The organism is Pseudomonas sp. GCM10022186 (assembly GCF_042656385.1).
Lineage (GTDB): Bacteria > Pseudomonadota > Gammaproteobacteria > Pseudomonadales > Pseudomonadaceae > Metapseudomonas.
Genome location: NZ_JBHSOU010000071.1, coordinates 165,692 through 186,995, shown reverse-complemented (window position 1 = coordinate 186,995; position 21,304 = coordinate 165,692). Strand labels below are relative to the sequence as shown.

Below are 21,304 nucleotides of genomic sequence, written 5' to 3'. Positions count from 1 at the left end.
TGCGAAAACGGCCGGGTGTGCCCCGGCCGAGGAAAAGAGCCGCACTTTACGAAGCGGCCGAATATTGGTCAATCGAGGCGGGCGCCCGGATTACTTGGCCTCCAGGGCGATCTTGGCCAACTGCGGTGCCGGCTGGTACCCGGGGATCAGTTGCCCATTGCCGAGGACGATGGCCGGGGTACCGTTGACGCCGATCATCTGGCCCAGTTCGAACTGCTTGGCCACCGGATTGTCGCACTGGGCCGGCGGCAGCTCCTCGCGGGACTTGGCCTTGTTCATGGCCGCCTGGCGGTCCTTGGCGCACCAGACGCTGACCAGGCTGTTGTAGCCGTGGCTGCCGATGCCCTGACGCGGGAAGGCGACGTAGCGAACCTCGATGCCACGGCGGTTCAGCTCGGGCACTTCGCTGTGCAGTTTCTGGCAGTAGCCGCAGTCGGTATCGGTGAACACGGTGATATGGGCCTTGGCCGGCTCCTTGGGTGCGAACACCACCATCTCGCTCTTGGGAATCGCGTTGATTTCCTTGGCGATGGAACGGCTTTCGGCCTGCTCGGTGAGGTTCACCGGCTTGCCGTCCTTCACCTGGTAGAGGTAGCCCTGCATCAGGTACTGGCCATCGGCGCTGGTGTAGAGCATGCGGCCGCCCTTGAGCTGGACCTGGTAGACACCGTTCATCGGGCTTTCGCCGATGGATTCGATGGGCAGGCCGAGTTGCAGGGCGTCGAGGGTCTTGCGGATGGCCTGCTCCGGATCGTCGGCGAGGCTGATGGTGCTGGCGAGGCCGAGGGCCAGGCCGGCGATGAGACGGGTCACGCGCATGGGTACTCCTGTCGAGCGGCGGACGTACGGAAACTGTCCAAGCCTACCACAGAAGCCCAGGCGCGCAGACGCCCGCCTGGAGGCTGAAGGCTGAAGGCTGAAGGCTGAAGGCTGAACGAATATCGTCCGCACCCTGCCGTTCCTTTTCGTCCAGCCCTCAGCCTCCAGCGCCCTTGATCGGCTCTTCACCCCCTGGGGTGGTGACGGGCATGCAGTTCCTGCAAGCGGGCCCGGGCGATATGGGTGTAGATCTGGGTGGTGGAGAGGTCGCTGTGGCCGAGCAGCATCTGCACCACCCGTAGGTCGGCGCCGTGGTTGAGCAGGTGGGTGGCGAAGGCGTGGCGCAGGGTGTGGGGCGACAGGGACTTGCCGATACCGGCCACCTGGGCCTGGTGCTTGATGCGGTGCCAGAAGGTCTGGCGGGTCATCTGCTCGCCGCGCAGGCTGGGGAAGAGCACGTCGCTGGGCCTGCCGTCGAGGAGGAAGGGCCGCGCCTCGCGCTGGTAGCGCTCGAGCCAGGCGATGGCTTCCTCGCCCAGGGGTACCAGGCGCTCCTTGCTGCCCTTGCCGAACACCTTGAGCACACCCTGGCGCAGGTTGAGCTGCTCCAGGGTCAGGCTCACCAGCTCGGTCACCCGCAGTCCGCAGGCATAGAGCACTTCGAGCATGGCGCGGTCGCGCAGGCCGATGGGGTCGTCCAGGTCAGGTGCTTCCAGCAGGGCCTCCACGTCCGCCTCGGACAGCGACTTGGGCAACGGCCGGCCCAGCTGCGGCAGGTCCACCTGCAAGGTCGGGTCTTCGGCAATCAGGTTCTCCCGCAGCAGGAAGCGGTAGAAGCCGCGCAGGCCGGAGAGGAAGCGCGCAGTGGAGCGGGCCTTGTAGCCCTGCTCCAGGCGCCAGGCGAGATGGTCGAGGATCAGGTCGCGCCCTGCCCTGTCCAGGGAAAGGCCACGTTCATCGAGCCAGCCGTTGAAGTGCGCGAGGTCGCTGCGGTAGGCCGAGCGGGTGTGCTCGGAGAGGCCTTTCTCCAGCCATAGGGCGTCGAGGAAGCGGTCGATGAGGGGATGGTCCAGCGCGGGCATGAGGGACTGCTTTTCAGTGACGAGGCACTAGTCTTCCACAGCGCCCACTTCATTTCATCCCGGATTCGGCCAAGTCTCCGCCCCGTACCGACAACGGACCGGCCCCCCGGCGGAGCCGATCGAAACCAACGTGCAACCTGGTGTTACCACCGATCGCTTCCTGCCCCCATCACACTGACAGGCGGCGATGCCAGCCTATCCTTGGTTGGGTGACAGGATCGGGCTGGCCGTAGATGATTTCATCCTGCTATCACTCATCGCCGGTACCCGACCATGGCCCACCAAATGAACTCGCGCCTGGGGCAGATCCTTGTCAGCAAGGGCCTGATTACCCCCCGGCAGCTGGATGCCGCGATCGAGATGCAGCTCACCAACAGGATGCGGCTGGGTGAAGTACTGGTAGCGCAAGGCCTGCTGACCCAGAAGCAACTGACCAATGCCCTGAAGAAACAGAGCAACCTGCGTCTGGCGGCTACTCTCGTGGCCGCGCTGATGAGCCCCTTCCAGATGGCCAGCGCCGATATCCAGCGCCTGCAACCGCCCGTCGGCACCAGCCGCCAGGAGATCCCGCACAACCTGCATCCGCTGACCGACCTGGAAATGAGCAATGTCAGCGCCCAGGGACTGGATGATGTGCTGCAAGGCCTGTTCCTGCAGGCGGAAAATGGCGATGGCCCGGGGGCGCTCAGGCAATTGGCGAAGCTGGTGATGCCGTTGCTGGAAAACCTCGACGCCGAGACGGCGATGCAGGACGTGGTCTACGCCACCGAACGGATGGCCTCGGTGGTCAACCCGGACGGCTCGGTGAACCTGCACCTGCCCAGTTCCATCGGCGAACTGCGCTTCGAGAACATCCGCGTCGCCGGTGCCCCCCGGGACCAGAGCTTCGGCAGCCTGACGCTGAACGATATCGACCTGTCCCAGGCGTCGCTGAAGATCGCCCTGCGCAATTGATACGTGTCCCATGCCGGTGCAAGGGCAATTCCGCCCGTCATGGTCGGGACATCCCAGCCAGCATGACGCAACAGGAGTCGACCATGTCCCTGCAACTCTTCGCCCACCCCTTCTCTTCCTACTGCCAGAAAGTCCTGATCGCCCTGTACGAGAACGACCTGCCCTTCGAACTGCGCCTGTTGTCGCCTGAAAACCCGGCGACCGGTGCGGATTTCCAGCGCCTCTGGCCACTGCAGAAGATGCCGCTGCTGCTGGATGGCGAGCGGCCGGTGATGGAGTCGAGCATCATCATCGAGTACCTGCAGCAGCACCATGCAGGGCCGGTGAAGCTGATCCCCGAGGCAGCGCAAGCGGCGCTGGAAGTGCGGATGCTGGATCGCTGCTTCGACCTGTACGTGATGACGCCGATGCAGAAGGCAGTGGGCGACAGGCTACGTCCGGAGGAGCAGCGCGATGCATTCGGCGTCGAGGAGGCACATGCCCTGCTGGAGCGCAGCTACGCCTGGCTGAACGAACGGCTCGCCGGTCGCACCTGGGCTGCGGGGGACAGCTTCAGCCTGGCGGACTGCGCCGCGGCGCCGGCGCTGTTCTATGCCGACTGGGTGCAGCCCATCGGCGCCGCCTTCGGCCACCTGCGGGCCTATCGACAGCGCCTGTTGCAGCGCCCTTCCTTCGCCCGCGCAGTGGACGAAGCGCGGCCATATCGACCGCTGTTCCCACTGGGGGCGCCGGATAGGGATTGAAGCGGCATCCCGCCAGGACAGAGGGTGCTATTGCGAGCGGAGTCGAAGCAGGCGCCCTGTGAGCGCCTTTTCATTCATGCGGCACTGGCGGCCTGGGGAAAGTCCGGCAGGACCTGCACCGGACGCTTCTCGCCATCGATGGCGACGAAGCTGAACAGGCCGCTGATGGCCTTCTCGCGGGTGGCACGGTACATGTCCTCGACGAACACCTCGACCTCCACCTTGAGGCTGGTGTTGCCCACCTTCACCACGCGACCCACCAGCTCGACGATGGACCCGGCGGGAATCGGGTGCTTGAAGTCGATGCGGTCGCTGGAGACGGTCACCAGCGGCAGGCGGCAGAAGCGCGTGGCGGTGATGAAGGACACCTCGTCCATCCAGGCCAGGGCGGTGCCGCCGAACAGGGTGTTGTGATGGTTGGTGCTGGGCGGGAATACCGCCTTGGTCACCCGGCTCTCGGACAGCTCGGTCCGGCGGGCGATCTCTTGCTCTCTCGGGGTCATGCCACTTACCTGAAGAAAAAACCTGTGGCTGCCACGGGCACGGCGACTCTTGTGGTTCTTGTACGCTGCCGGATCGGGCAGGAAAGGGGAGCGGATTATCCTCCGCACGCGGGCAAGAAAAAACCCGCCGAGGCGAACCTGGGCGGGTTTTTCGGGAAAGCTGTGGCGATTAGGCCAGCTTCTCCTTGATACGAGCTGCCTTGCCGGACAGGTCGCGGAGGTAGTACAGCTTGGCCTTGCGCACGTCGCCGCGGCGCTTGACGCTCAGGCTGTCGACCAGCGGGGAGTAGGTCTGGAAGGTACGCTCAACGCCTACGCCGTTGGAGATCTTGCGTACGGTGAAAGCGCTGTTCAGGCCGCGGTTACGCTTGGCGATGACCACACCTTCGAAGGCCTGCAGACGGGAACGGTCGCCTTCCTTCACTTTCACTTGAACGATTACGGTGTCGCCCGGGGCGAAAGCCGGAATCTCTTTGTTCATTTGTTCAGCTTCGAGTTGCTGAATGATCTTGTTGGTCATCGCTGTGCTCCTAAGACAGGCCTTCTGGGCGTGCCATCGATACGTTAACTATCGTTCCGCTGGCGGATGTATTCCTCCAGCAGCTTTTTCTCTTCTCCAGAAAGCGAGCGGCAATCCAGAAGATCGGCCCGACGTTCCCAGGTGCGCCCAAGCGCCTGCTGCAAACGCCATCGCCGGATGTGTTCGTGGTTGCCGCTGAGCAGCACCTCAGGAACACGCTTGCCTGCATACAGCTCCGGACGGGTGTAATGCGGGCAATCGAGCAGGCCATCCGTAAAGGAGTCCTCCTCGGCGGAGTCCGCGTGGCCCAGCGCGCCGGGCAGCAACCGCGTCACCGCATCGATCAGCACCATGGCCGGCAGCTCACCGCCGGACAGGACGTAGTCGCCGATCGACCATTCCTCATCGACATGCTCCTCGATGAAGCGTTCGTCGATGCCTTCGTAGCGCCCGGCGATGAGGATCAACGTTTCCTCGTTCGCCAGCTCGCGCACGGCCGCCTGCTTCAGCTGGCGCCCCTGCGGCGAGAGGTAGATCACCTTCGCCTTCTCCCCCGTCGCTGCCTTGGCTGCCGCCAGGGCCCGTTCCAGGGGCTGGATCTTCATCACCATGCCGGGGCCACCGCCGAAGGGCCGGTCGTCCACCGTCTGGTGGCGGTCCTCGGTGAAGCTCCGTGGGTTCCAGCAGTTGAGCTTGAGCAGCCCCTGCTTCACCGCACGGCTGGTGATGCCGTATTCGCTGATGGCGGCGAACATCTCGGGAAAGATGCTGATGACTTCGACCTGCATGCTTTTCATGTCAGGCCCTCAGAAATCAACGTCCCATTCCACCCGCATCTCGCCAGCGTCCAGGTCGATCGACTGTACGCACTGCTCCGTATAGGGCAGCAGGCGTTCGCGATCGTCGAGGCTGCCGGCGCAGGGCTTGACCACCATCACGTCGTTGGCGCCGGTCTCCAGGAGGTGATCGATACGGCCGAGCAGTTGCCCATCCTGATTGATCACATGGAGACCTTCCAACTGGTGCCAGTAGAACTCGTCTTCGTCGAGCTCCGGCAGTTCGCTGGCGGGGACGCAGATTTCGAATCCTGCGTAGGTGCGCGCGATTTCGCGATCCACCAACCCCTTCAGCTTCACCACCAGGACCTTGCCGTGCACGCGTCCGCTGGCGACTTCGACCTGCTTTACCTCGTTGTCGCGCCTGAGCGTCCAACGGCGGTAATCGAGCACGTTATCCAGCGGATCGGTGAAGGAGTAAACCTTCACCTCGCCACGTACGCCATGCACCGAGAAAATCTTGCCGAGAACGATGAATTCCTCGGCGGGGGCCGGCGTCGTGCTCATAAAGGATGCTTAGGCAGCGGCCTTGGCAGCTTCCTTCAGCAGCTGAGCAACGCGCTCAGACGGCTGGGCGCCCTGGCTCAGCCAGTAGTTGGCGCGCTCCTGGTTCACGGAAAGCTTGACTTCCGCGCCAGTGGCGACCGGGTTGAAGAAGCCGATGCGCTCTACGAAGCGACCGTCGCGCGCGTTGCGGCTGTTGGTCACGGTCAGGTGGTAGAAGGGGCGCTTCTTGGAGCCGCCACGGGCAAGACGGATGGTTACCATTGAACTTCGTTCCTATAGTCGGTGCTTTTCAAGCATGGGCCATGGGCCCGAAAGGCCGCATATTCTAAGGATTATCCGGCCGATTGCAAATCTCTTTTGGGGGCCACCTGTCGGTGGCAGCTGCAAGCCGCAAGTTTCAAGCTGCAAGGGGACTCACTTGCAGCTTGCGGCTTGTCGCTTGCAGCTCTGTTTTCACATCTTCGGCATGCCGCCGGGGAACATGCTGCCCATGCCACGCATCATCTTGGCCATGCCGCCCTTGGCGGTGACCTTCTTCATCATCTTCTGCATCTGCTTGTGCTGCTTGATGAGGCGGCCGACATCCTGCACCTGGGTACCGGAGCCCAGGGCGATACGGCGCTTGCGCGAGCCGCTGATCATTTCCGGGTCGCGGCGTTCGGCGGGGGTCATGGAGTTGATGATCGCCTCCATCTGCTTGAACTGTTTCTCCGCCGCGTTCTGCGCATTGCCCATCTGCGCCAGGTTGACGCCGCCGAGCATCGGCAGCTTGTCCATCAGGCCGCCGAGGCCGCCCATGTTCTTCATCTGCTGCAGCTGGTCGCGGAAGTCTTCGAGATCGAAGCCCTTGCCTTTCTTGATCTTCTTGGCGAGCTTCTCGGCCTTCTCGCGGTCCATGGTCTGCTCGGCCTGCTCGATCAGGCTGAGCACGTCGCCCATGCCGAGGATGCGCGAGGCCACGCGGTCCGGGTGGAAGGGGTCGAGGGCTTCGGTCTTCTCGCCCATGCCGAGGAACTTGATCGGCTTGCCGGTGATGGCGCGCACCGAAAGCGCGGCGCCGCCACGGGCATCACCATCGACCTTGGTCAGCACCACGCCGGTCAGCGGCAGGGCGTCGTTGAAGGCCTTGGCGGTGTTGGCGGCGTCCTGGCCGGTCATGGCGTCGACGACGAACAGGGTCTCGACCGGCTTGATGGCGGCGTGGACCTGCTGGATCTCGCCCATCATCTCGGCGTCGATGTGCAGGCGACCGGCGGTGTCGACGATGACGACGTCGATGAACTTCAGCTTGGCCTCGCGGATCGCCGACTGGGCGATGTCCACCGGCTTCTGGCTGTTATCGGAGGGGAAGAAGGTGACGCCGATGTCAGTGGCCAGGGTTTCCAGCTGCTTGATCGCCGCCGGGCGGTAGACGTCCGCGGACACCACCAGCACCGACTTCTTCTTGCGCTCCTTGAGGAAGCGCGCCAGCTTGCCGACGGTGGTGGTCTTGCCCGCACCCTGCAGGCCGGCCATCAGGATCACCGCCGGCGGGGCGGCGTTCAGCGACAGGTCCTCGTTGGCGGCGCCCATCAGCTCCACCAGCTCGGCCTGGACGATCTTCACGAAGGCCTGGCCCGGGGTCAGGCTCTTGGAAACCTCGGTACCGACCGCGCGGTCTTTGATCTTCGCGACGAAGTCCTTCACCACCGGCAGGGCGACGTCGGCCTCGAGCAGGGCCATGCGCACTTCGCGCAGGGTGTCCTTGATGTTGTCCTCGGTCAGCTTGGCCTTGCCGGTGACATGGCGCAGCGTCTGCGAGAGGCGGTCGGTTAGGTTTTCAAACATGCGCGTTCCTTTCGGGCTCTCGTGGGCCCAGGCTGAGCTTGCTGCAGGCGGCGGAGTATAACCAAGTGTCGGCGTCGCCGACACCGCCAGCGGTCTTTCACCGGCAAGCCTTGTATGCCACACTCACGACCTTTCGGGCTTGCCTTACAAGGACTTATGCACCCTCTGCTGCCCAGCCTCCTGGCTGCATTCCTCTATGCGGGCACCACTGGTTACCAGGGCCTTCGCCTCGGCCAGCGCACCACGCCGGACAAGCGCCTGCTGATCCTCGGCAGCGGCCTGGCGCTGGTCGCCCATTGCACCGCACTCTTCTTCCAGTTGCTGACCCCGGCCGGGCTCTACCTGGACTTCTTCAACGCCGCCAGCCTGATCGCCGCCGCGGTGATCCTGCTGACCATAGTGGCCATTGCGCGGATTCCGATCGAGAACCTGCTGCTCCTGCTGCTGCCCCTCGGCGCCCTGACGGTGCTGGCCGCCGCCCTGGTACCGGGCGGCACCGTCCAGGCCATCGATGAAGGACCGGGCATACTTGCGCACATACTGCTGTCGATCCTGGCCTACGGCCTGTTGACCATGGCCGTGTTCCAGGCCCTGCTGCTGCTGTTGCAGGACCACCAGCTCAAACACAAGCACCCCTCCGGGCTGATCAAGAACTTCCCGGCGCTGCAGACCATGGAAAGCCTGTTGTTCGGCTTCCTCTGGGCCGGCTGGAGCCTGCTGTCGCTGTCGCTGCTGTCGGGTCTGGTATTCGTCGACAACCTGTTCGCCCAGCACCTGGCGCACAAGACCATCCTCTCCTGCATCGCCTGGGTGGTGTTCGGCGTGCTGCTCTGGGGCCGCCACCAGCTCGGCTGGCGTGGGCACAAGGCCATTCGCTGGACCCTGGCGGGCTTCTGCCTGTTGATGCTGGCGTACTTCGGCAGCAAGCTGGTCCGCGAATTCATCCTTCACGTCTGACCGCCCATGCACGGATTGCTCGCCGGCCTGCTCCTCGGAATCACCCTCTCCCTGGTGGCCGGCGCGGTAGTCGCCTGGCTGGCGACCCGGCGCCGCCACGGCGTGGAAATCCAGCCGCAATCCCGCCTGCCGGTGGCGGTGTCCGACGCCCTGCAGCGGGTCACCGTCAGCTCCATCATGATTCCCCGCAGCGAAATCCAGGGCATCGACCTGGATACCGCGCCCGATGAACTCCTCACCCAATTGCGGGACGCCACCCATACGCGCCTGCCGCTCTACCGCGAAGACATCAACCAGATCGAAGGCATCCTCCACCTGCGCCAACTGCCGCGCCTGCTGGCCGAAGGCTCGCCCAGTGCGGAGCAGTTGCTTGCGGTGAGCCGGGAAACCTACTTCGTGCCGGAAAGCACGCCGTTGCTGACCCAATTGGTGAACTTCCAGAAACAGAAGCGCCGCCTCGGCATAGTGGTGGACGAATACGGCGACGTGGTGGGCCTGGTCAGCCTGGAGGATATTTTCCAGGAACTGGTGGGCGAGTTCGGCAGCCTGGAAGACTTCGCCCCCAACCCCGGTATCCAGTCCCGCGACGACGGCCGCTACGAACTGGACGGCTCCCTGCACCTGCGCGAGCTGAACCGTGTGCTCGGCTGGCACCTGCCCTGCGACGGCCCCAAGACCCTCAACGGCCTGATCACCGAGGCCCTGGAACAGATTCCCGACTGCAGCGTGTGCCTGAAGGTGGGCCCCTATCGCCTGGAAACCCTCCAGTCCGGCGAGAACCGCGTGCAGCGCGTGCTCGCCTGGCGCGCCGGGCTTACGCCAAAGGCCTGACGACCCGGCCCTTCCATTGCGCATCCGGCAATGCGGGCGCCTCGGCAACGTACCAGTCCGCCAGCGCCTCGCCCCAGACGCGGTACCCCAGTGGCGAAGGATGGTAACCGTCCAGCGCCAGGAACTCCGGACGCATCTCCAGACGGGTGGCACAACAACCCACCCCTTCCCGCTCCGCCAGCGCCCGCATCCGCCGGTCCAGCAAACGTGCGCGCCAGCCCAGCAACTGGCGCAGCAGCCAGGGCAAGGCGCTGAAATGCTGCAGCGGCGGCACGCCGGCCAGGGCGACCCGGGCGCCGCGCTCGACGAAGTGACGGGCCAAACCCTGAAGAGAGGCCTGCCAATTGCGGCTTGAGCTGAAGTGGGTGGTGTCGTTGACCCCGAACACCAGCAGCACCAGGTCGACGGGCTCTTCCGCTACCTGAGGCAGCAGCCGCTGCAGGGCTTCACCGGCGGTTATGCCGTTCTCGCCGCAGGCACGCCAGGCGACGGGCCGCCCCAGGCGCGATGCCAGTGCGGCAGCCAGCTGGCCGGCCAGGGCGAAGTCCAGGCAGGAGGCACCGACGCCGGCGACGGTGGACTCACCGATCAACAGAAGACGCAGGGGCTCGCCTTCCAGCTCGCCCCCGGCCAGGCCGCGCTCGGGTCCGGCGGCGGGCGCCAGGCGCAGGGCGGTATGGCGGGTGTGCATGGCCATGGGCAGCGCCAGGGGCAGCAGCGGCAGCGCCACTGCCCACCAGCACAGCCCGGCCAGCTGGATCACAACCGGACGTCGACCGCCTGGGCCGCGCGGGTCGCCTTGGCCCGCGCCAGATCGGTGGACTCGTCCCGCGCCAGGGCCACACCCATGCGGCGCTGGCCATCCACTTCCGGCTTGCCGAACAGACGCAGGGCGGTGTCCGGCTCGGCCAGGGCGGCACCGAGGTTGCCGAAGCTGACCTGGCTGGACTTGCCTTCGACCAGGATGACCGCCGAGGCGGAGGGCCCGGTCTGGCGGATGACCGGGATTGGCAGGCCGAGGATGGCCCGCGCATGCAGGGCGAATTCGGAGAGATCCTGGGAGATCAGGGTGACCAGGCCGGTGTCATGGGGGCGCGGCGAGACTTCGCTGAACCACACCTGGTCGCCCTTGATGAAGAGCTCGACGCCGAACAGGCCGCGGCCGCCGAGGGCCTCGGTCACCGCCTGGGCGATGCGCTCGGATTCGGCCAGGGCCTTCGGACTCATGGCCTGGGGCTGCCAGGATTCGTGGTAGTCGCCCTTCACCTGGCGGTGGCCGATGGGGGCGCAGAAACTGGTACCGCCGACATGGCGCACGGTGAGCAGGGTGATCTCGTAGTCGAAGTCGATGAAGCCCTCGACTATCACCCGGCCCTTGCCGGCGCGGCCGCCTTCCTGGGCGTAGTCCCAGGCGGCCTTGAGGTCGGCGTCGGACTTCAGCACCGACTGGCCCTTGCCGGAGGAACTCATGATCGGCTTGACCACGCAGGGGTAGCCGACGCTGGCCACGGCGGCGCTGTAGTCCTCGAAGGTATCGGCGAAATGGTAGGGCGAGGTGGGCAGGCCCAGCTCCTCGGCGGCGAGGCGGCGGATGCCCTCGCGGTTCATGGTCAGCTGGGCGGCGCGGGCGGTGGGCACCACGGTGAAACCTTCGGCCTCCAGCTCCACCAGGGTGGCGGTGGCGATGGCCTCGATCTCCGGCACTATGTAATGCGGCTTCTCCTGCTCGATCACGGCGCGCAGGGCGGCGCCGTCGAGCATGCTGATCACGTGGCGGCGATGGGCCACCTGCATGGCCGGGGCGTCGGCGTAACGGTCGACGGCTATCACTTCGCAGCCCAGGCGCTGCAGTTCGATCACTACCTCCTTGCCGAGCTCGCCGGAGCCGCACAGCAGTACACGGGTCGCGCTGGGCGACAAGGGGGTTCCAATACGGGGCATGTCGTTTCCTCGGTGATTCAAGAAGCCTGGGTCGGGGACGTGATGAACAGGCCACTGGCCTTGGCGCGCTCGAAGCAGCGGGCCAGCACCTCGCGGCGCTCGGCGTTGTCCATGCGCCCCCAGCGGGTGATTTCATCGGCGCTGCGCTGGCAGCCGCTGCAGATGTCGTGGTCGTCGAGCACGCAGACCTGCACGCAGGGCGAACGGACGGGGCGTTCGGCGTCCATCAGTCGTCCTGCTCGGCCAGCTCGCGGGCGTAGCGCTGGGCGTTCTGCACGTAGTGGGCGGCGCTGGCCTCGAGCATCTTCTTCTGCTGCTCGGTCAGCTCGCGCACCACCTTGCCGGGGGAGCCCACGACCAGCGAGCCATCGGGGATCTCCTTGCCTTCGGGAATCAGCGCATTGGCGCCGATGATGCAGTACTTGCCGATCTTCGCGCCGTTGAGCACCACCGCGTTGATGCCGATCAGGCTGAAGTCGCCCACCGAGCAACCGTGCAGCATGGCGTTGTGGCCGATGGTAACCGAGCGACCGATGTTCAGCGGGTAGCCCATGTCGGTGTGCATCACGGTGCCGTCCTGGACGTTGCTGTTCTCACCGATGTGGATCAGCTCGTTGTCGCCGCGCAGCACCGCGCCGAACCAGACGCTGGCGCCGGCGTCCAGGCGCACCTTGCCCACCAGGGTGGCATCGGGGGCGGTCCAGCTGTCCGGGTGGGCTTCGACCCGGGCGGTTCCAAGGCGGTATTTCATCAGGCGCTCCTCGAACGGGGCTTATTTGAGTTTTATGAAATTCTCGGGGGCGCGGGTCATGTCGATCCCGGCGTCGTAGACCAGGTTGACCAGCTCGACGACCATTATCGCGGTCAGCCCCCAGATCTTGTATTCGCCGTACTGGTAACTGGGCACGTACCAGCTGCGGCGGAGGTAGTCGATGCGATGGGTCACCTGGCGCGGGTCGTCGCGGAAGAACTCGAGCGGCACGCTGAAGACCGAATCGATCTCACCGTGGTTGGCCCTGTACTGGACGAAATCCGGGACCAGCCCGACAAAGGGGGTGACCTTGATGCCGTGGCGGGAAACCAGGGGGCTGAGCGGGCCGATGATTTCCACCAGTCCGGGAGGCAGGCCCACTTCCTCTTCCGCCTCGCGCAGGGCGGTGCGGATCAGATCCTGGTCTTCAGGGTCGCGGCGGCCACCGGGAAAAGCCACTTCACCGCCGTGGGTGGACAGGCCGCTGGCGCGCAGGGTCAGGACCAGCTCGGGCTCGTCGCTACGGGTGATCGGCACCAGTACCGCGGCTTCGGGGAAGTCGCGATCGGTCACCAGGGTTCTCGGGGAATAGCTCTGCACGCGACGGAGCAGGTCATCCAGCATGGACGTTCTCGTTGTTCTCGACTGCCCGGCATCATGGCATGAACCACAGGGTCGCCCAAGCCCCGGACCGACAGGGCGCATCATTCACCACCCGGGGGCGGCCACCCCGCGGCTTGCCGTGCGACACCATGCCGCGCCAAGATGGACGCCTGAGCCCCGAGGATCCTCGATGAAATTCTGCAGCCAGTGCGGCGGGCCGGTGGTCCAGCGCATTCCCGAAGGCGACAACCGCCTGCGCTACGTATGCGACAGCTGCCACACCATCCATTACCAGAATCCGCGCATCGTCGCCGGCTGCCTGCCGGTATGGGGCGAGCAGGTGCTGCTCTGCCGTCGCGCCATCGATCCGCGCAAGGGCTACTGGACCCTGCCCGCCGGTTTCATGGAGAACGGCGAGACCATGGAGCAGGCCGCCACCCGCGAAACCCTGGAGGAAGCCTGCGCGCGCGTGCGCAACCTCAGCCTCTATACCCTCTTCGACCTGCCCCACATCAGTCAGGTGTACACCTTCTTCCGCGCCGAGCTGGTGGACCTGGACTTCGCAGCCGGTGACGAGAGCCTGGAAGTGCGACTATTCCACGAACGGGAGATTCCCTGGTCCGAGCTGGCTTTTCCGACCGTGGGCCGTACCTTAGAATGTTATTTCGCCGACCGCGCCGGCCAGGTCTTCCCGGTGCGCAACGAGCCACTCGCGCCGTTGCTGGCCTATTACAAAAAAGCCTGACCGCCAATCTGCTTACTAGAACACTGTGGGGATGCCGTGCCGATGCGCTGGTTGCTAGTCGTACTATCCATGAGCCTTGCCGCTCTCGCCCAGGCAAGCACCACGCCGACTCTCGGTGGCAAGTCCATCGACAAGGTCCTGGTGGTGAAATCGGAGCGCAAGCTGCTGCTGCTGAACCGCGGTGACGTGCTCAAGTCCTATCGCATCTCCCTTGGCAAGGTGCCGAGCGGCGCCAAGCTGCGTGAAGGCGACCAGCGCACCCCGGAAGGCTTCTACTGGATCGACTGGCGCAAGACCAGCGACAAGTTCAACCTGGCCCTGCACATTTCCTACCCCAACGCCCGCGACGCCGCCAAGGCCCGGGAAAAGGGCGTTTCCCCGGGCGGCATGATCATGATCCACGGCACCCCGCTGGATGAGGAATACCCGGAGTGGTACTTCCATTCCCTGGACTGGACCGAGGGCTGCATCGCCATGAAGAACTCGGACATGCGCGAGATCTGGAGCCTGGTGCAGGACGGGACGCTGATCGAGATCAGGCCCTGAGCCCATCCGCTGCGAAAGGGCGCCTCCGGGCGCCTTTTTCTTGCTTGCGTAAAAGCGAAGCGCACAACGAAGGAGAACTCCAGGCAGGGTTCGCTACGCGCACCGATGTTCTTGCGCAGACGACCTGGTGCGCACGGTGCACCCTAGCGGATACCATCGCCCCTGGGCATTTTTCAGGCAGACTCAGGCCGAGGCGGCCAGGGGGCGAAAGCTGAAATAGAAGCGCAAGGCATCGATGAGATCGGCGTACTCGGCCGGCGGGGTCACCAGGGAAAAGCCCGAATCGTAGCTCCCGGGGGTCACGTCTTCGTGGCACCACTGGCAGTTGGCGCAGAAATCGATGAAATGCAGTTGTCCATCCTTCCCGGGGATTTTCAGCCGCATGTCGAAGCACGCACCCACCAGCATGGGCAGCTGGCTGATCAGCATCAGGCCATCCATGGAGACATTGCCCAGGTACCCCATGGGCTTGTCGGTGATGCGATTGAACACCTTCAGGTAATAAGGCAACTGATGGCGTTCGATATGGCGCTTGGTCGGCATGATATCAAATCGCTATTGATGGCACTTGAGTATGAACCCGTCGCAGCCCCGGACCAATCGTCAACTGCATTCTCGGGCCAGGTGTTCAGCCACTTTGCGACGGAAGGTCTCGATCTGTTCATCAGTGTAGTACTGCCGCTCGCCTCGCTCGTCGAGCTGGTAGAACGAACCGCCGCGGTTCAGCTGGTCCCGCTGCTCGCGCAATTGGCCGCACTTCTTCTGTTGCTGCTCCCTCACCTCCGCGGCACGGCCGGCCGCCAATGCCTGCTCCTCGCGGCGGGCGTCGTAGAACTTCGCCGTGCGCGCTTCCCGCTCCCGGGTCGCCTGGTCCCGCTCCACCACCTGCGGCTTCACCAACACCTGCTCGGCACCCGGCTGGGGTTTTTCGCTGAAATGCACCTGCCCCTGGGCATCTGTCCAACGGTAGATTTCCGCACCGGCCAGGGCCGGCACCAGCAGGAGGCAACACAACAGTCGGCGCATTCCTTGGCTCCTCGGGTAGATGGTCAGCTTAGTCCCGCCCGCGCGACGCTCAAGCGGGCAACGACCGACGGCCGGCTTGGCTATCAGAGCGGTGCCCCACTGGACCTCGCCGAGCTCTCGCCCAGGCGGCCGAGCTGCCGCAGCGTCTCCAGGCGCGCCTTTGCCCGGTAGGCGTACTCGCTGGTCGGGTAGCGGGCGATGATGAACTGGTAGGTCTGCGCCGCATCGACGAACAGGCGCTGACGCTCCAGGCACTGGCCGCGCAACAGCGATATTTCCGGCTGCAGGTACTGTCGGGACCGGCTCTTGCGCTCGGCCTTGGACAGCTCGAGCATCACATCCTCGCAGTCGCCCTTTTCAAAGGAGCGATAGGCATTGTTCAGATGGTGGTCGAGGGACCAGCGCGTACAGCCGGTCGTGGCCGCCAGCAGGGTGAGGATGATCAGGGTTCGCATGGTGGGTTCCTCCGTCCGCCGGGATATCGGCCGGGCGCGCCGCTTCTTCAGTCCGGTGGTCGATGGTCAAGCGCCAAGCATAACCTCCGATTGGTCCTGCTGCCGCCCGCCCCGGCCGGCATTGCGCCGCTGCTAGACTCCCGGCGTCCGCCACGGCCCCGGTCCTGCCATGCAATCCAAGCACCCCGCCCTGCTCGCCCTCTGCTTCCTGCTGGGCGCCTGTTCGCCCACCACCCCCTTGTTCATCGCCCAGGTCACCACCAATGAAGTGGTGGAGTACAAGGCGATGAAGAGCAAGCGCATGGCCGCCGCGGTGGAAGAGGAAGGCGACCTGCTCACTTACAGCGCCATGGCCATACGCGATGCCAAGAGCGCGGAGGCCGAGGAACTCTACCTGGTCGGCTACCGCGACGACGCCTTCAGCGATGACGTGCGTGCCATCGCCCTCTACCAGGTCGGCCTGATCTACATGAGCCGTTACAACGAACAGCGCGACGACGCCAAGGCCCGGGCCTACCTGGATCGGCTGGTGAACGAATTCCCCGGCAGCCGCGTCGCCGAGCGTGCCCAAGCGCGCATCCTGGTGCTCCGCCAGCGGACGCAGGACCCGGTGCAGAAGACCTCCCGCGAGCTCCTCGCCACCTGGCGTCCCAGTGGCGACCTCGACCTCTACAAGCCTGGCCTGGACCCGGACATGACCCTGCTGTCCCGCCGCGCCGTGCTCAAGGATCGTGTCGCCGAGGCCGAGGACCTCTACCTGCTGGCGCTGTCCGACGCCCACGTACAGCCGGACATCAAGGAAAAAGCGCTCTACCAGCTGGCCCTGATGTACATGGCCCCCGACAACCCCCACGCCGACCGGGACAAGGCCATCGGCTACCTGCGCCGGCTGCTGGTGCAGTTCCCCGGGAGCGACCTGGCCGCAAAGGCCTCGCGCCACCTCGACCAGATCCTCAATCGCAATGCCTCCTGAAGCCGTTTGGCGGACCAAGTGAAACAATTCAGCGGGTAGTGAAAAGTAACCATGACTACAGTCCTTTCGCGTAGTAGCCTCGGGCTCTGCCTGAAAAATGGAGTCTTCGCATGCCCTTCCGCCGCACCAAAATCGTCGCCACCCTCGGCCCGGCCAGCAACTCCCCGGAGGTCCTGGAGCAACTGATCATCGCCGGGCTCAACGTCGCCCGCCTGAACTTCTCCCATGGCAGCCCCGAGGAACACAAGGCGCGCGCCCGTCTGGTCCGCGAGCTGGCCGCCAAGCATGGCCGCTTCGTCGCCCTGCTCGGCGACCTGCAGGGGCCGAAGATCCGCATAGCCAAGTTCACCAACAAGCGCATCGAACTGAAGGAAGGCGACAGCTTCCGCTTCTCCGTCACCCATCCACGGGATGCCGGCAACCAGGAAGTGGTGGGCATCGACTATCCGGACCTGGTCAAGGACTGCGGCGTAGGCGACGAGCTGCTGCTGGACGACGGCCGCGTGGTGATGCGCGTGGAAGCCACCACTGCCGATGAGCTGCAGTGCCGCGTGACCATCGGCGGCCCGCTGTCCGACCACAAGGGCATCAACCGCCGTGGCGGCGGCCTGACCGCTCCGGCCCTGACCGCCAAGGACAAGGCCGACATCAAGCTGGCCGCGGAAATGGACCTGGACTACCTGGCGGTGTCCTTCCCCCGTGACGCCGCCGACATGGAGCTGGCCCGCCGCCTGCGCGACGAGGCCGGCGGCAAGGCCTGGCTGGTGGCGAAGATCGAACGCGCCGAAGCCGTGGCCGACGACGAGGCCTTGGACGGCCTGATCCGCGCCAGCGACGCAGTGATGGTGGCCCGTGGCGACCTCGGCGTGGAAATCGGCGACGCCGAGCTGGTGGGCATCCAGAAGAAGATCATCCTGCACGCCCGCCGCTACAACAAAGCCGTGATCACCGCGACCCAGATGATGGAGTCAATGATCCACAGCCCCATGCCGACCCGTGCGGAAGTCTCCGACGTAGCCAACGCCGTGCTCGACTACACCGACGCCGTGATGCTCTCGGCCGAGAGCGCCGCCGGCGAGTACCCGGTGGAAGCGGTGCAGGCCATGGCGCGCATCTGCCATGGCGCCGAGAAGCACCCGGACAGCCGCCGCTCCCACCACCGCGTCGGCCAGACCTTCGACCGCTGCGACGAGAGCATCGCCCTGGCGTCGATGTACACCGCCAACCACTTCCCCGGCATCAAGGCCATCATCTGCCTGACCGAAAGCGGCTACACCCCGCTGATCATGTCGCGCATCCGCTCCTCGGTGCCGATCTTCGCCTACTCCCCGCACCGCGAGACCCAGGCCCGCGTGGCGCTGTTCCGTGGCGTCGAAACCATCCCCTTCGACGCCGCCGCGCTGCCGCCGGAGAAAGTCAGCCAGATGGCCGTGGACGAGCTGCTGCAGCGCGGCGTGGTGACCAAGGGTGACTGGGTGATCCTGACCAAGGGCGACAGCTACACCACCCAGGGCGGCACCAACACCATGAAGATCCTCCACGTCGGCGACCTGCTGGTCTGACCTGGCCTGGAACGAAAAAGCCGCCTTTCGGGGCGGCTTTTTCATTGCGCACTCGGTGGCAGGAACCTTGTAGGGGCGAATTCATTCGCCAAGCAGGCCGGAGGCCTGCCCTGCAATGCCGAGGGGGCAGCAGAGCTGCCCTTGGCGAATGAATTCGCCCCTACAGAATGAATCCCCCTCTCGGACAGGCGAAGCTCACGCGAACTTCGAGAAGTCCGGCTTGCGCCGCTGGGTAAAGGCCGACAGCGCTTCCACCGCTTCCGGCGAACGCAGGCGCTGGCCGAACAGTTCACCCTCCTCGGCAATCACCCGGCGCAGCTCCTCGCGACCGGGCGCCTGCATGAGGCGCTTGCTGTCCTCCAGAGCCGAAGGCGCCAGATCGAGGAAGCGCAGCGCTGCTTCCTTGGCACGGGCAAAGGTCACGGCGCCATTTTCCAGGGCGGCGTTGGCGATCCCCCAACTGGCCGCCTGTTCGCCGGTGAAGCCCTCGCCCAGCAGCAACAGTTCCGCCGCCTTCGCATGGCCGAGCAGGCGCGGCAGGATCAGGCTGGAGCCGAACTCGGGACACAGGCCGAGGTTGACGAAGGGCATCTTCAGCTTGGCATCGCAGCTCACGTAGACCAGGTCGCAATGCAGCAGCAGGGTGGTGCCGATGCCCACGGCCGGGCCACTCACGGACGCCACCACCGGCTTGGGGAAGTCGAACAGCGCACGCATGAAGCGGAACACCGGACTGTCCATCCCGCTCGGCGGCTCCTGCAGGAAGTCGACGATATCGTTGCCGCTGGTGAAGCACTCGTCGCTGCCGGTGATCAGCACCACACGAACCTCGCGGTCGTCCCGCGCCGCGTCCAGCACCTCCGCCATGCGGCTGTACATGGCGCGGGTCAGAGCGTTCTTCTTGTCCGGACGGTTCATGCGCAGCGTCAGCAGGCCCTGCTCGCGCTCGACCAGAATGTGCTCGCTCATGGGAAATCCTCGATGTACTTGGGGCCCGCTTCTTCAGACTTCGCGGGTCAGGAAGGAATCGGCCAGCAACTGATTGCGGGGCAGGCCGGCCAGGTATAGCCGGCGCGCGAACTCCTCGACGCTGGCGGGATGGCCGCAGAGTAAGGCGATGGTCTGCCGGGAAACAAGACGGAATTGCGCCAAAACCGCCGGCAGCTCGGCCGGCGTGATCAGCTCGAGCAGCAGCTGCGGATGAGCCGAAGCCAGCTCGGCCAGGGGTTCGGCGAGGTAGTGGCCGCCGGCATCATGGGCCAGGTGAATGATCCGGATTGCCCCCCGGTGATGCTGACGCAGTGCCTCGCGCAGCAGACCCCAGAGCGGCGCCAGGCCGGTGCCCGAGGCAAGGAGCAGCAACGGCCGGGTATCCCAGGCCGGATCGTAGTGCAGCGCGCCGCCATGCAGCTCGCCGAGGCGCAGCTTGTCGCCGATGGCCAGGCGCCGCGCGCGGTCGCTGAACAGGCCAGGCTTGCGGCAGTCCAGATGGAACTCCAGCCAATCGTCGGCACCGGGCAGGCTGGCCAGGGAGTAAGGCCGGGCCACCCCCTCATCGTTCCATAGCAGCAGGTGCTGCCCGGCGCTGTAGCGCAGTGGCCGCACGGGCGCGAGACGCAGGCGCAGGACATCGGCGGCGGGCCAGTCGAGGCCGACCACTTCGGCCTCCATGCCATCCCGAGCGGGATTGAAGACTTCCACCACCAGGTCCTGGACCACCAGGCACTGGCAGGACAGGCGCCAGCCCTGGGCACGCTGGGAAGGGTCCAGAGCTTGCGGTGTCGCATCCGCCGGTTCACCAGAGAGGCAGCGCACCAGACAGGCATGGCAGCTTCCTGCCCGGCAGCTGTAGGGCACCTTGCATCCGCCCGCATTGAGGGCGTCCAGCAGGTTGCTGGCAGGCGCCACGGTCCAACGTTTTCCGGATACTTCGAGTTCAGGCACCCTGGCCCTCCCAGGCGGCGTCGCAACGGTTCCGCCCGCCGCGCTTCGCCCGATAGAGTGCCTGATCCGCCCGCTGCAACGCATCATCCAGATCGTCCCCGGCGACCAGCAGGGTCATGCCCGCCGACAGGCTCAAGCACTCCACCTGCACGCCCACCGGCTCGGCGCCTGCAAATGCCTCGCGCAGCCGTTCACAGCAGGCGGTGAGGCGATCCGCATCGCAATTGGGCACCAGCAGGACGAACTCCTCGCCACCATAGCGCGCCAGTACATCGCCATCGCGCAGGCAGGCCCGTGCCACCGCGGCGAAGGTCTGCAGCACCCGGTCGCCGGCGGCATGGCCGTGGATATCGTTGATCCGCTTGAAATGGTCGAGGTCGATCAGCGCCAGTCCGTGCAGGCGATTGGCCGCCAGATTGCCCAGTTCGCGGCTGGCCAGGCGCAGGAAATGACGGCGATTGAACAGTCCGGTCAGCTCATCGGTGGCCACCAGGTCCTCCAGCTGACGCATCATGCCGCGCAGGGTGTCCTGGTGCGCCTGGAGTGCGAAGCGGCGCTGACGCATGCGCTGGCGCAGCGCCTGGACATAACTGGCGAACAGGCTCAGCCAGACCAGCAGCACGAACAGCACGCAAACCTGCAACAGCGCTTCGGCCGGATCGGGCAATTGCATCCGGTAGGCCTCGAACAGGTTGAGGCCGGCGAAGGCGAAGAAGCCAATAGCCGCGCACCGGGCGAATACTCTGGGTTTCAGCTGGAAAATGCCGAACAGCATGATCAGCACATAGACCGCCAGCAGGGTGCCACGGGCATTGTCCAGCATGGACATCAGCCAGGTGTTCCAGCCCAGCGCGAGCAACACCTGGGGCTCGGTCAGGCTCGGGTCGGCGAAGCGCAGGTTGTGTCCGCTGGCGAAGAGCCAGAACAACGCGAGTTGGGAAAGCGCCACCAGGCCGCTGGCGATCAGGGCGGTGGATGTGGGCACCCGGAACAGCCCACCCAGCAGGGCGATCCAGCACAGCAGGAGAATCATCGAGTAGGTGGCCACGGCCATGCCAAAGCGCTTCAGCAGCAGACTTTGCAAGGCTCTATGGCTGACCCGCTGGCTGGATGGGCTCATGGGCTCCTTCCCGTAATGGCACCATGCCTTCAATTTACTCTTGTGATCACAAATTGCCT

Annotated in this window: 27 protein-coding genes; 8 read left to right on the top strand and 19 right to left on the bottom strand. The window is 65.3% G+C overall.

Annotated elements, in window-relative coordinates; genetic code table 11:
• Positions 1-90: 90 nt before the first annotated feature.
• Positions 91-819 carry a disulfide isomerase DsbC N-terminal domain-containing protein gene (locus ACFPU0_RS27335; RefSeq protein WP_377696426.1) on the bottom strand — a complete coding sequence of 243 codons (729 nt, stop codon included), beginning with the start codon at positions 817-819 and terminating at the stop codon, positions 91-93.
• A gap of 185 nt (positions 820-1,004) precedes the next feature.
• Positions 1,005-1,901: a site-specific tyrosine recombinase XerD gene (gene xerD / locus ACFPU0_RS27330; protein ID WP_377696425.1), complete on the bottom strand. Its 897-nt coding sequence runs from the start codon at positions 1,899-1,901 to the stop codon at positions 1,005-1,007.
• Between the two features lie 273 nt (positions 1,902-2,174).
• On the opposite strand from xerD, the gene ACFPU0_RS27325 reads away from it, so the two are divergent.
• Together ACFPU0_RS27325 and ACFPU0_RS27320 are read left to right on the top strand one after the other, a co-directional pair.
• Complete coding sequence (locus tag ACFPU0_RS27325; RefSeq protein WP_377696424.1) at positions 2,175-2,855, top strand: hypothetical protein; 681 nt, start codon at positions 2,175-2,177, stop codon at positions 2,853-2,855.
• An 83-nt stretch (positions 2,856-2,938) separates the two neighbouring features.
• Complete coding sequence (locus ACFPU0_RS27320) at positions 2,939-3,598, top strand: glutathione S-transferase family protein (RefSeq protein ID WP_377696423.1); 660 nt, start codon at positions 2,939-2,941, stop codon at positions 3,596-3,598.
• Between the two features lie 74 nt (positions 3,599-3,672).
• Here the strand turns inward: ACFPU0_RS27320 and ACFPU0_RS27315 are convergent, their stop codons facing one another.
• From ACFPU0_RS27315 to ffh, 6 genes are all read right to left on the bottom strand, one after another.
• On the bottom strand, positions 3,673-4,101 hold the full coding sequence (locus ACFPU0_RS27315) for an acyl-CoA thioesterase (protein ID WP_377696422.1): 429 nt from the start codon (positions 4,099-4,101) through the stop codon (positions 3,673-3,675).
• Positions 4,102-4,270: 169 nt separating this feature from the next.
• Positions 4,271-4,621 carry a 50S ribosomal protein L19 gene (rplS, locus tag ACFPU0_RS27310; RefSeq protein ID WP_028630298.1) on the bottom strand — a complete coding sequence of 117 codons (351 nt, stop codon included), beginning with the start codon at positions 4,619-4,621 and terminating at the stop codon, positions 4,271-4,273.
• Between the two features lie 44 nt (positions 4,622-4,665).
• Positions 4,666-5,418 carry a tRNA (guanosine(37)-N1)-methyltransferase TrmD gene (trmD, locus tag ACFPU0_RS27305; protein ID WP_377696421.1) on the bottom strand — a complete coding sequence of 251 codons (753 nt, stop codon included), beginning with the start codon at positions 5,416-5,418 and terminating at the stop codon, positions 4,666-4,668.
• 9 nt (positions 5,419-5,427) lie between these two features.
• Positions 5,428-5,964 carry a ribosome maturation factor RimM gene (gene rimM, locus ACFPU0_RS27300; RefSeq protein ID WP_377696420.1) on the bottom strand — a complete coding sequence of 179 codons (537 nt, stop codon included), beginning with the start codon at positions 5,962-5,964 and terminating at the stop codon, positions 5,428-5,430.
• Positions 5,965-5,973: 9 nt separating this feature from the next.
• Entirely contained in the window at positions 5,974-6,225 is a 252-nt protein-coding gene (gene rpsP, locus ACFPU0_RS27295) for a 30S ribosomal protein S16 (protein ID WP_377696419.1), read from the bottom strand.
• A gap of 192 nt (positions 6,226-6,417) precedes the next feature.
• Entirely contained in the window at positions 6,418-7,791 is a 1,374-nt protein-coding gene (gene ffh / locus ACFPU0_RS27290) for a signal recognition particle protein (RefSeq protein ID WP_377696418.1), read from the bottom strand.
• Between the two features lie 156 nt (positions 7,792-7,947).
• Here ffh and ACFPU0_RS27285 point away from each other — a divergent pair, with 156 nt between their 5' ends.
• Together ACFPU0_RS27285 and ACFPU0_RS27280 are read left to right on the top strand one after the other, a co-directional pair.
• Positions 7,948-8,748, top strand: coding sequence for a cytochrome C assembly family protein (locus ACFPU0_RS27285; RefSeq protein ID WP_377696417.1), 801 nt, complete (start codon positions 7,948-7,950; stop codon positions 8,746-8,748).
• 6 nt (positions 8,749-8,754) lie between these two features.
• On the top strand, positions 8,755-9,579 hold the full coding sequence (locus ACFPU0_RS27280; RefSeq protein ID WP_377696416.1) for a transporter associated domain-containing protein: 825 nt from the start codon (positions 8,755-8,757) through the stop codon (positions 9,577-9,579).
• Here ACFPU0_RS27280 and ACFPU0_RS27275 read toward each other — a convergent pair.
• From ACFPU0_RS27275 to ACFPU0_RS27255, 5 genes are read right to left on the bottom strand one after another with little or no spacing between them, the layout of a single operon-like run.
• On the bottom strand, positions 9,563-10,342 hold the full coding sequence (locus tag ACFPU0_RS27275; protein WP_377696415.1) for an SGNH/GDSL hydrolase family protein: 780 nt from the start codon (positions 10,340-10,342) through the stop codon (positions 9,563-9,565). The genes ACFPU0_RS27280 and ACFPU0_RS27275 overlap by 17 nt on opposite strands.
• Entirely contained in the window at positions 10,339-11,520 is a 1,182-nt protein-coding gene (gene purT, locus ACFPU0_RS27270; protein ID WP_377696414.1) for a formate-dependent phosphoribosylglycinamide formyltransferase, read from the bottom strand. Before purT ends, ACFPU0_RS27275 begins: the two co-directional genes overlap by 4 nt.
• Positions 11,521-11,537: 17 nt before the next feature.
• Positions 11,538-11,747: a DUF1289 domain-containing protein gene (locus ACFPU0_RS27265; protein WP_377696413.1), complete on the bottom strand. Its 210-nt coding sequence runs from the start codon at positions 11,745-11,747 to the stop codon at positions 11,538-11,540.
• A complete protein-coding gene (locus tag ACFPU0_RS27260; RefSeq protein WP_377696412.1) occupies positions 11,747-12,271 on the bottom strand; it encodes a gamma carbonic anhydrase family protein in 525 nt (174 codons plus the stop codon). Before ACFPU0_RS27260 ends, ACFPU0_RS27265 begins: the two co-directional genes overlap by 1 nt.
• Positions 12,272-12,292: 21 nt before the next feature.
• Positions 12,293-12,895, bottom strand: coding sequence for a CoA pyrophosphatase (locus ACFPU0_RS27255; protein ID WP_377696411.1), 603 nt, complete (start codon positions 12,893-12,895; stop codon positions 12,293-12,295).
• Positions 12,896-13,064: 169 nt separating this feature from the next.
• Here ACFPU0_RS27255 and ACFPU0_RS27250 point away from each other — a divergent pair, with 169 nt between their 5' ends.
• Complete coding sequence (locus ACFPU0_RS27250; RefSeq protein ID WP_377696410.1) at positions 13,065-13,619, top strand: NUDIX hydrolase; 555 nt, start codon at positions 13,065-13,067, stop codon at positions 13,617-13,619.
• A gap of 42 nt (positions 13,620-13,661) precedes the next feature.
• Complete coding sequence (locus ACFPU0_RS27245) at positions 13,662-14,165, top strand: L,D-transpeptidase family protein (protein ID WP_377696409.1); 504 nt, start codon at positions 13,662-13,664, stop codon at positions 14,163-14,165.
• Between the two features lie 183 nt (positions 14,166-14,348).
• Here ACFPU0_RS27245 and ACFPU0_RS27240 read toward each other — a convergent pair whose 3' ends face one another.
• The 3 genes from ACFPU0_RS27240 to ACFPU0_RS27230 all read right to left on the bottom strand — a co-directional run bounded on the left by ACFPU0_RS27240 (position 14,349) and on the right by ACFPU0_RS27230 (position 15,646).
• The gene (locus ACFPU0_RS27240; protein WP_377696408.1) at positions 14,349-14,708 is read right to left on the bottom strand and encodes a PilZ domain-containing protein; all 360 of its coding nucleotides are present in this window, start codon (positions 14,706-14,708) and stop codon (positions 14,349-14,351) included.
• 60 nt (positions 14,709-14,768) lie between these two features.
• Positions 14,769-15,191 (bottom strand): DUF4124 domain-containing protein, encoded by a 423-nt coding sequence (locus ACFPU0_RS27235; RefSeq protein ID WP_377696407.1) that lies wholly within the window; start codon positions 15,189-15,191, stop codon positions 14,769-14,771.
• An 83-nt stretch (positions 15,192-15,274) separates the two neighbouring features.
• Positions 15,275-15,646, bottom strand: coding sequence for a tetratricopeptide repeat protein (locus tag ACFPU0_RS27230; RefSeq protein WP_377696406.1), 372 nt, complete (start codon positions 15,644-15,646; stop codon positions 15,275-15,277).
• Positions 15,647-15,815: 169 nt separating this feature from the next.
• Here ACFPU0_RS27230 and ACFPU0_RS27225 point away from each other — a divergent pair, with 169 nt between their 5' ends.
• Both ACFPU0_RS27225 and pyk read left to right on the top strand, forming a co-directional pair.
• Entirely contained in the window at positions 15,816-16,619 is an 804-nt protein-coding gene (locus ACFPU0_RS27225) for a tetratricopeptide repeat protein (protein WP_377696405.1), read from the top strand.
• 110 nt (positions 16,620-16,729) lie between these two features.
• Entirely contained in the window at positions 16,730-18,181 is a 1,452-nt protein-coding gene (gene pyk, locus ACFPU0_RS27220; RefSeq protein ID WP_377696404.1) for a pyruvate kinase, read from the top strand.
• Between the two features lie 195 nt (positions 18,182-18,376).
• On the opposite strand, the gene ACFPU0_RS27215 is transcribed toward pyk, so the two are convergent.
• The 3 genes from ACFPU0_RS27215 to ACFPU0_RS27205 are packed head-to-tail and all read right to left on the bottom strand — an operon-like array spanning position 18,377 to position 21,245.
• Entirely contained in the window at positions 18,377-19,150 is a 774-nt protein-coding gene (locus ACFPU0_RS27215) for an enoyl-CoA hydratase (protein ID WP_377696403.1), read from the bottom strand.
• Positions 19,151-19,183: 33 nt separating this feature from the next.
• Entirely contained in the window at positions 19,184-20,125 is a 942-nt protein-coding gene (locus tag ACFPU0_RS27210) for an iron-sulfur-binding ferredoxin reductase (RefSeq protein ID WP_377696402.1), read from the bottom strand.
• Positions 20,118-21,245, bottom strand: coding sequence for a sensor domain-containing diguanylate cyclase (locus ACFPU0_RS27205; RefSeq protein WP_377696401.1), 1,128 nt, complete (start codon positions 21,243-21,245; stop codon positions 20,118-20,120). Before ACFPU0_RS27205 ends, ACFPU0_RS27210 begins: the two co-directional genes overlap by 8 nt.
• Positions 21,246-21,304: the final 59 nt, after the last annotated feature.

Coding starts and splice junctions, on each gene's coding strand:
- xerD (WP_377696425.1), bottom strand. CDS start 1,901: ATGCCCGCGCTGGACCATCCCCTCATCGACCGCTTCCTCGACGCCCTA.
- trmD (WP_377696421.1), bottom strand. CDS start 5,418: ATGAAAAGCATGCAGGTCGAAGTCATCAGCATCTTTCCCGAGATGTTC.
- ffh (WP_377696418.1), bottom strand. CDS start 7,791: ATGTTTGAAAACCTAACCGACCGCCTCTCGCAGACGCTGCGCCATGTC.
- ACFPU0_RS27250 (WP_377696410.1), top strand. CDS start 13,065: ATGAAATTCTGCAGCCAGTGCGGCGGGCCGGTGGTCCAGCGCATTCCC.
- ACFPU0_RS27255 (WP_377696411.1), bottom strand. CDS start 12,895: ATGCTGGATGACCTGCTCCGTCGCGTGCAGAGCTATTCCCCGAGAACC.
- ACFPU0_RS27335 (WP_377696426.1), bottom strand. CDS start 819: ATGCGCGTGACCCGTCTCATCGCCGGCCTGGCCCTCGGCCTCGCCAGC.
- ACFPU0_RS27235 (WP_377696407.1), bottom strand. CDS start 15,191: ATGCGCCGACTGTTGTGTTGCCTCCTGCTGGTGCCGGCCCTGGCCGGT.
- pyk (WP_377696404.1), top strand. CDS start 16,730: ATGCCCTTCCGCCGCACCAAAATCGTCGCCACCCTCGGCCCGGCCAGC.
- ACFPU0_RS27315 (WP_377696422.1), bottom strand. CDS start 4,101: ATGACCCCGAGAGAGCAAGAGATCGCCCGCCGGACCGAGCTGTCCGAG.
- rplS (WP_028630298.1), bottom strand. CDS start 4,621: ATGACCAACAAGATCATTCAGCAACTCGAAGCTGAACAAATGAACAAA.
- ACFPU0_RS27260 (WP_377696412.1), bottom strand. CDS start 12,271: ATGAAATACCGCCTTGGAACCGCCCGGGTCGAAGCCCACCCGGACAGC.
- ACFPU0_RS27225 (WP_377696405.1), top strand. CDS start 15,816: ATGCAATCCAAGCACCCCGCCCTGCTCGCCCTCTGCTTCCTGCTGGGC.
- ACFPU0_RS27245 (WP_377696409.1), top strand. CDS start 13,662: ATGCGCTGGTTGCTAGTCGTACTATCCATGAGCCTTGCCGCTCTCGCC.
- ACFPU0_RS27265 (WP_377696413.1), bottom strand. CDS start 11,747: ATGGACGCCGAACGCCCCGTCCGTTCGCCCTGCGTGCAGGTCTGCGTG.
- rpsP (WP_377696419.1), bottom strand. CDS start 6,225: ATGGTAACCATCCGTCTTGCCCGTGGCGGCTCCAAGAAGCGCCCCTTC.
- ACFPU0_RS27205 (WP_377696401.1), bottom strand. CDS start 21,245: ATGAGCCCATCCAGCCAGCGGGTCAGCCATAGAGCCTTGCAAAGTCTG.
- ACFPU0_RS27240 (WP_377696408.1), bottom strand. CDS start 14,708: ATGCCGACCAAGCGCCATATCGAACGCCATCAGTTGCCTTATTACCTG.
- ACFPU0_RS27325 (WP_377696424.1), top strand. CDS start 2,175: ATGGCCCACCAAATGAACTCGCGCCTGGGGCAGATCCTTGTCAGCAAG.
- ACFPU0_RS27280 (WP_377696416.1), top strand. CDS start 8,755: ATGCACGGATTGCTCGCCGGCCTGCTCCTCGGAATCACCCTCTCCCTG.
- ACFPU0_RS27230 (WP_377696406.1), bottom strand. CDS start 15,646: ATGCGAACCCTGATCATCCTCACCCTGCTGGCGGCCACGACCGGCTGT.
- ACFPU0_RS27320 (WP_377696423.1), top strand. CDS start 2,939: ATGTCCCTGCAACTCTTCGCCCACCCCTTCTCTTCCTACTGCCAGAAA.
- rimM (WP_377696420.1), bottom strand. CDS start 5,964: ATGAGCACGACGCCGGCCCCCGCCGAGGAATTCATCGTTCTCGGCAAG.
- ACFPU0_RS27285 (WP_377696417.1), top strand. CDS start 7,948: ATGCACCCTCTGCTGCCCAGCCTCCTGGCTGCATTCCTCTATGCGGGC.
- ACFPU0_RS27215 (WP_377696403.1), bottom strand. CDS start 19,150: ATGAGCGAGCACATTCTGGTCGAGCGCGAGCAGGGCCTGCTGACGCTG.
- purT (WP_377696414.1), bottom strand. CDS start 11,520: ATGCCCCGTATTGGAACCCCCTTGTCGCCCAGCGCGACCCGTGTACTG.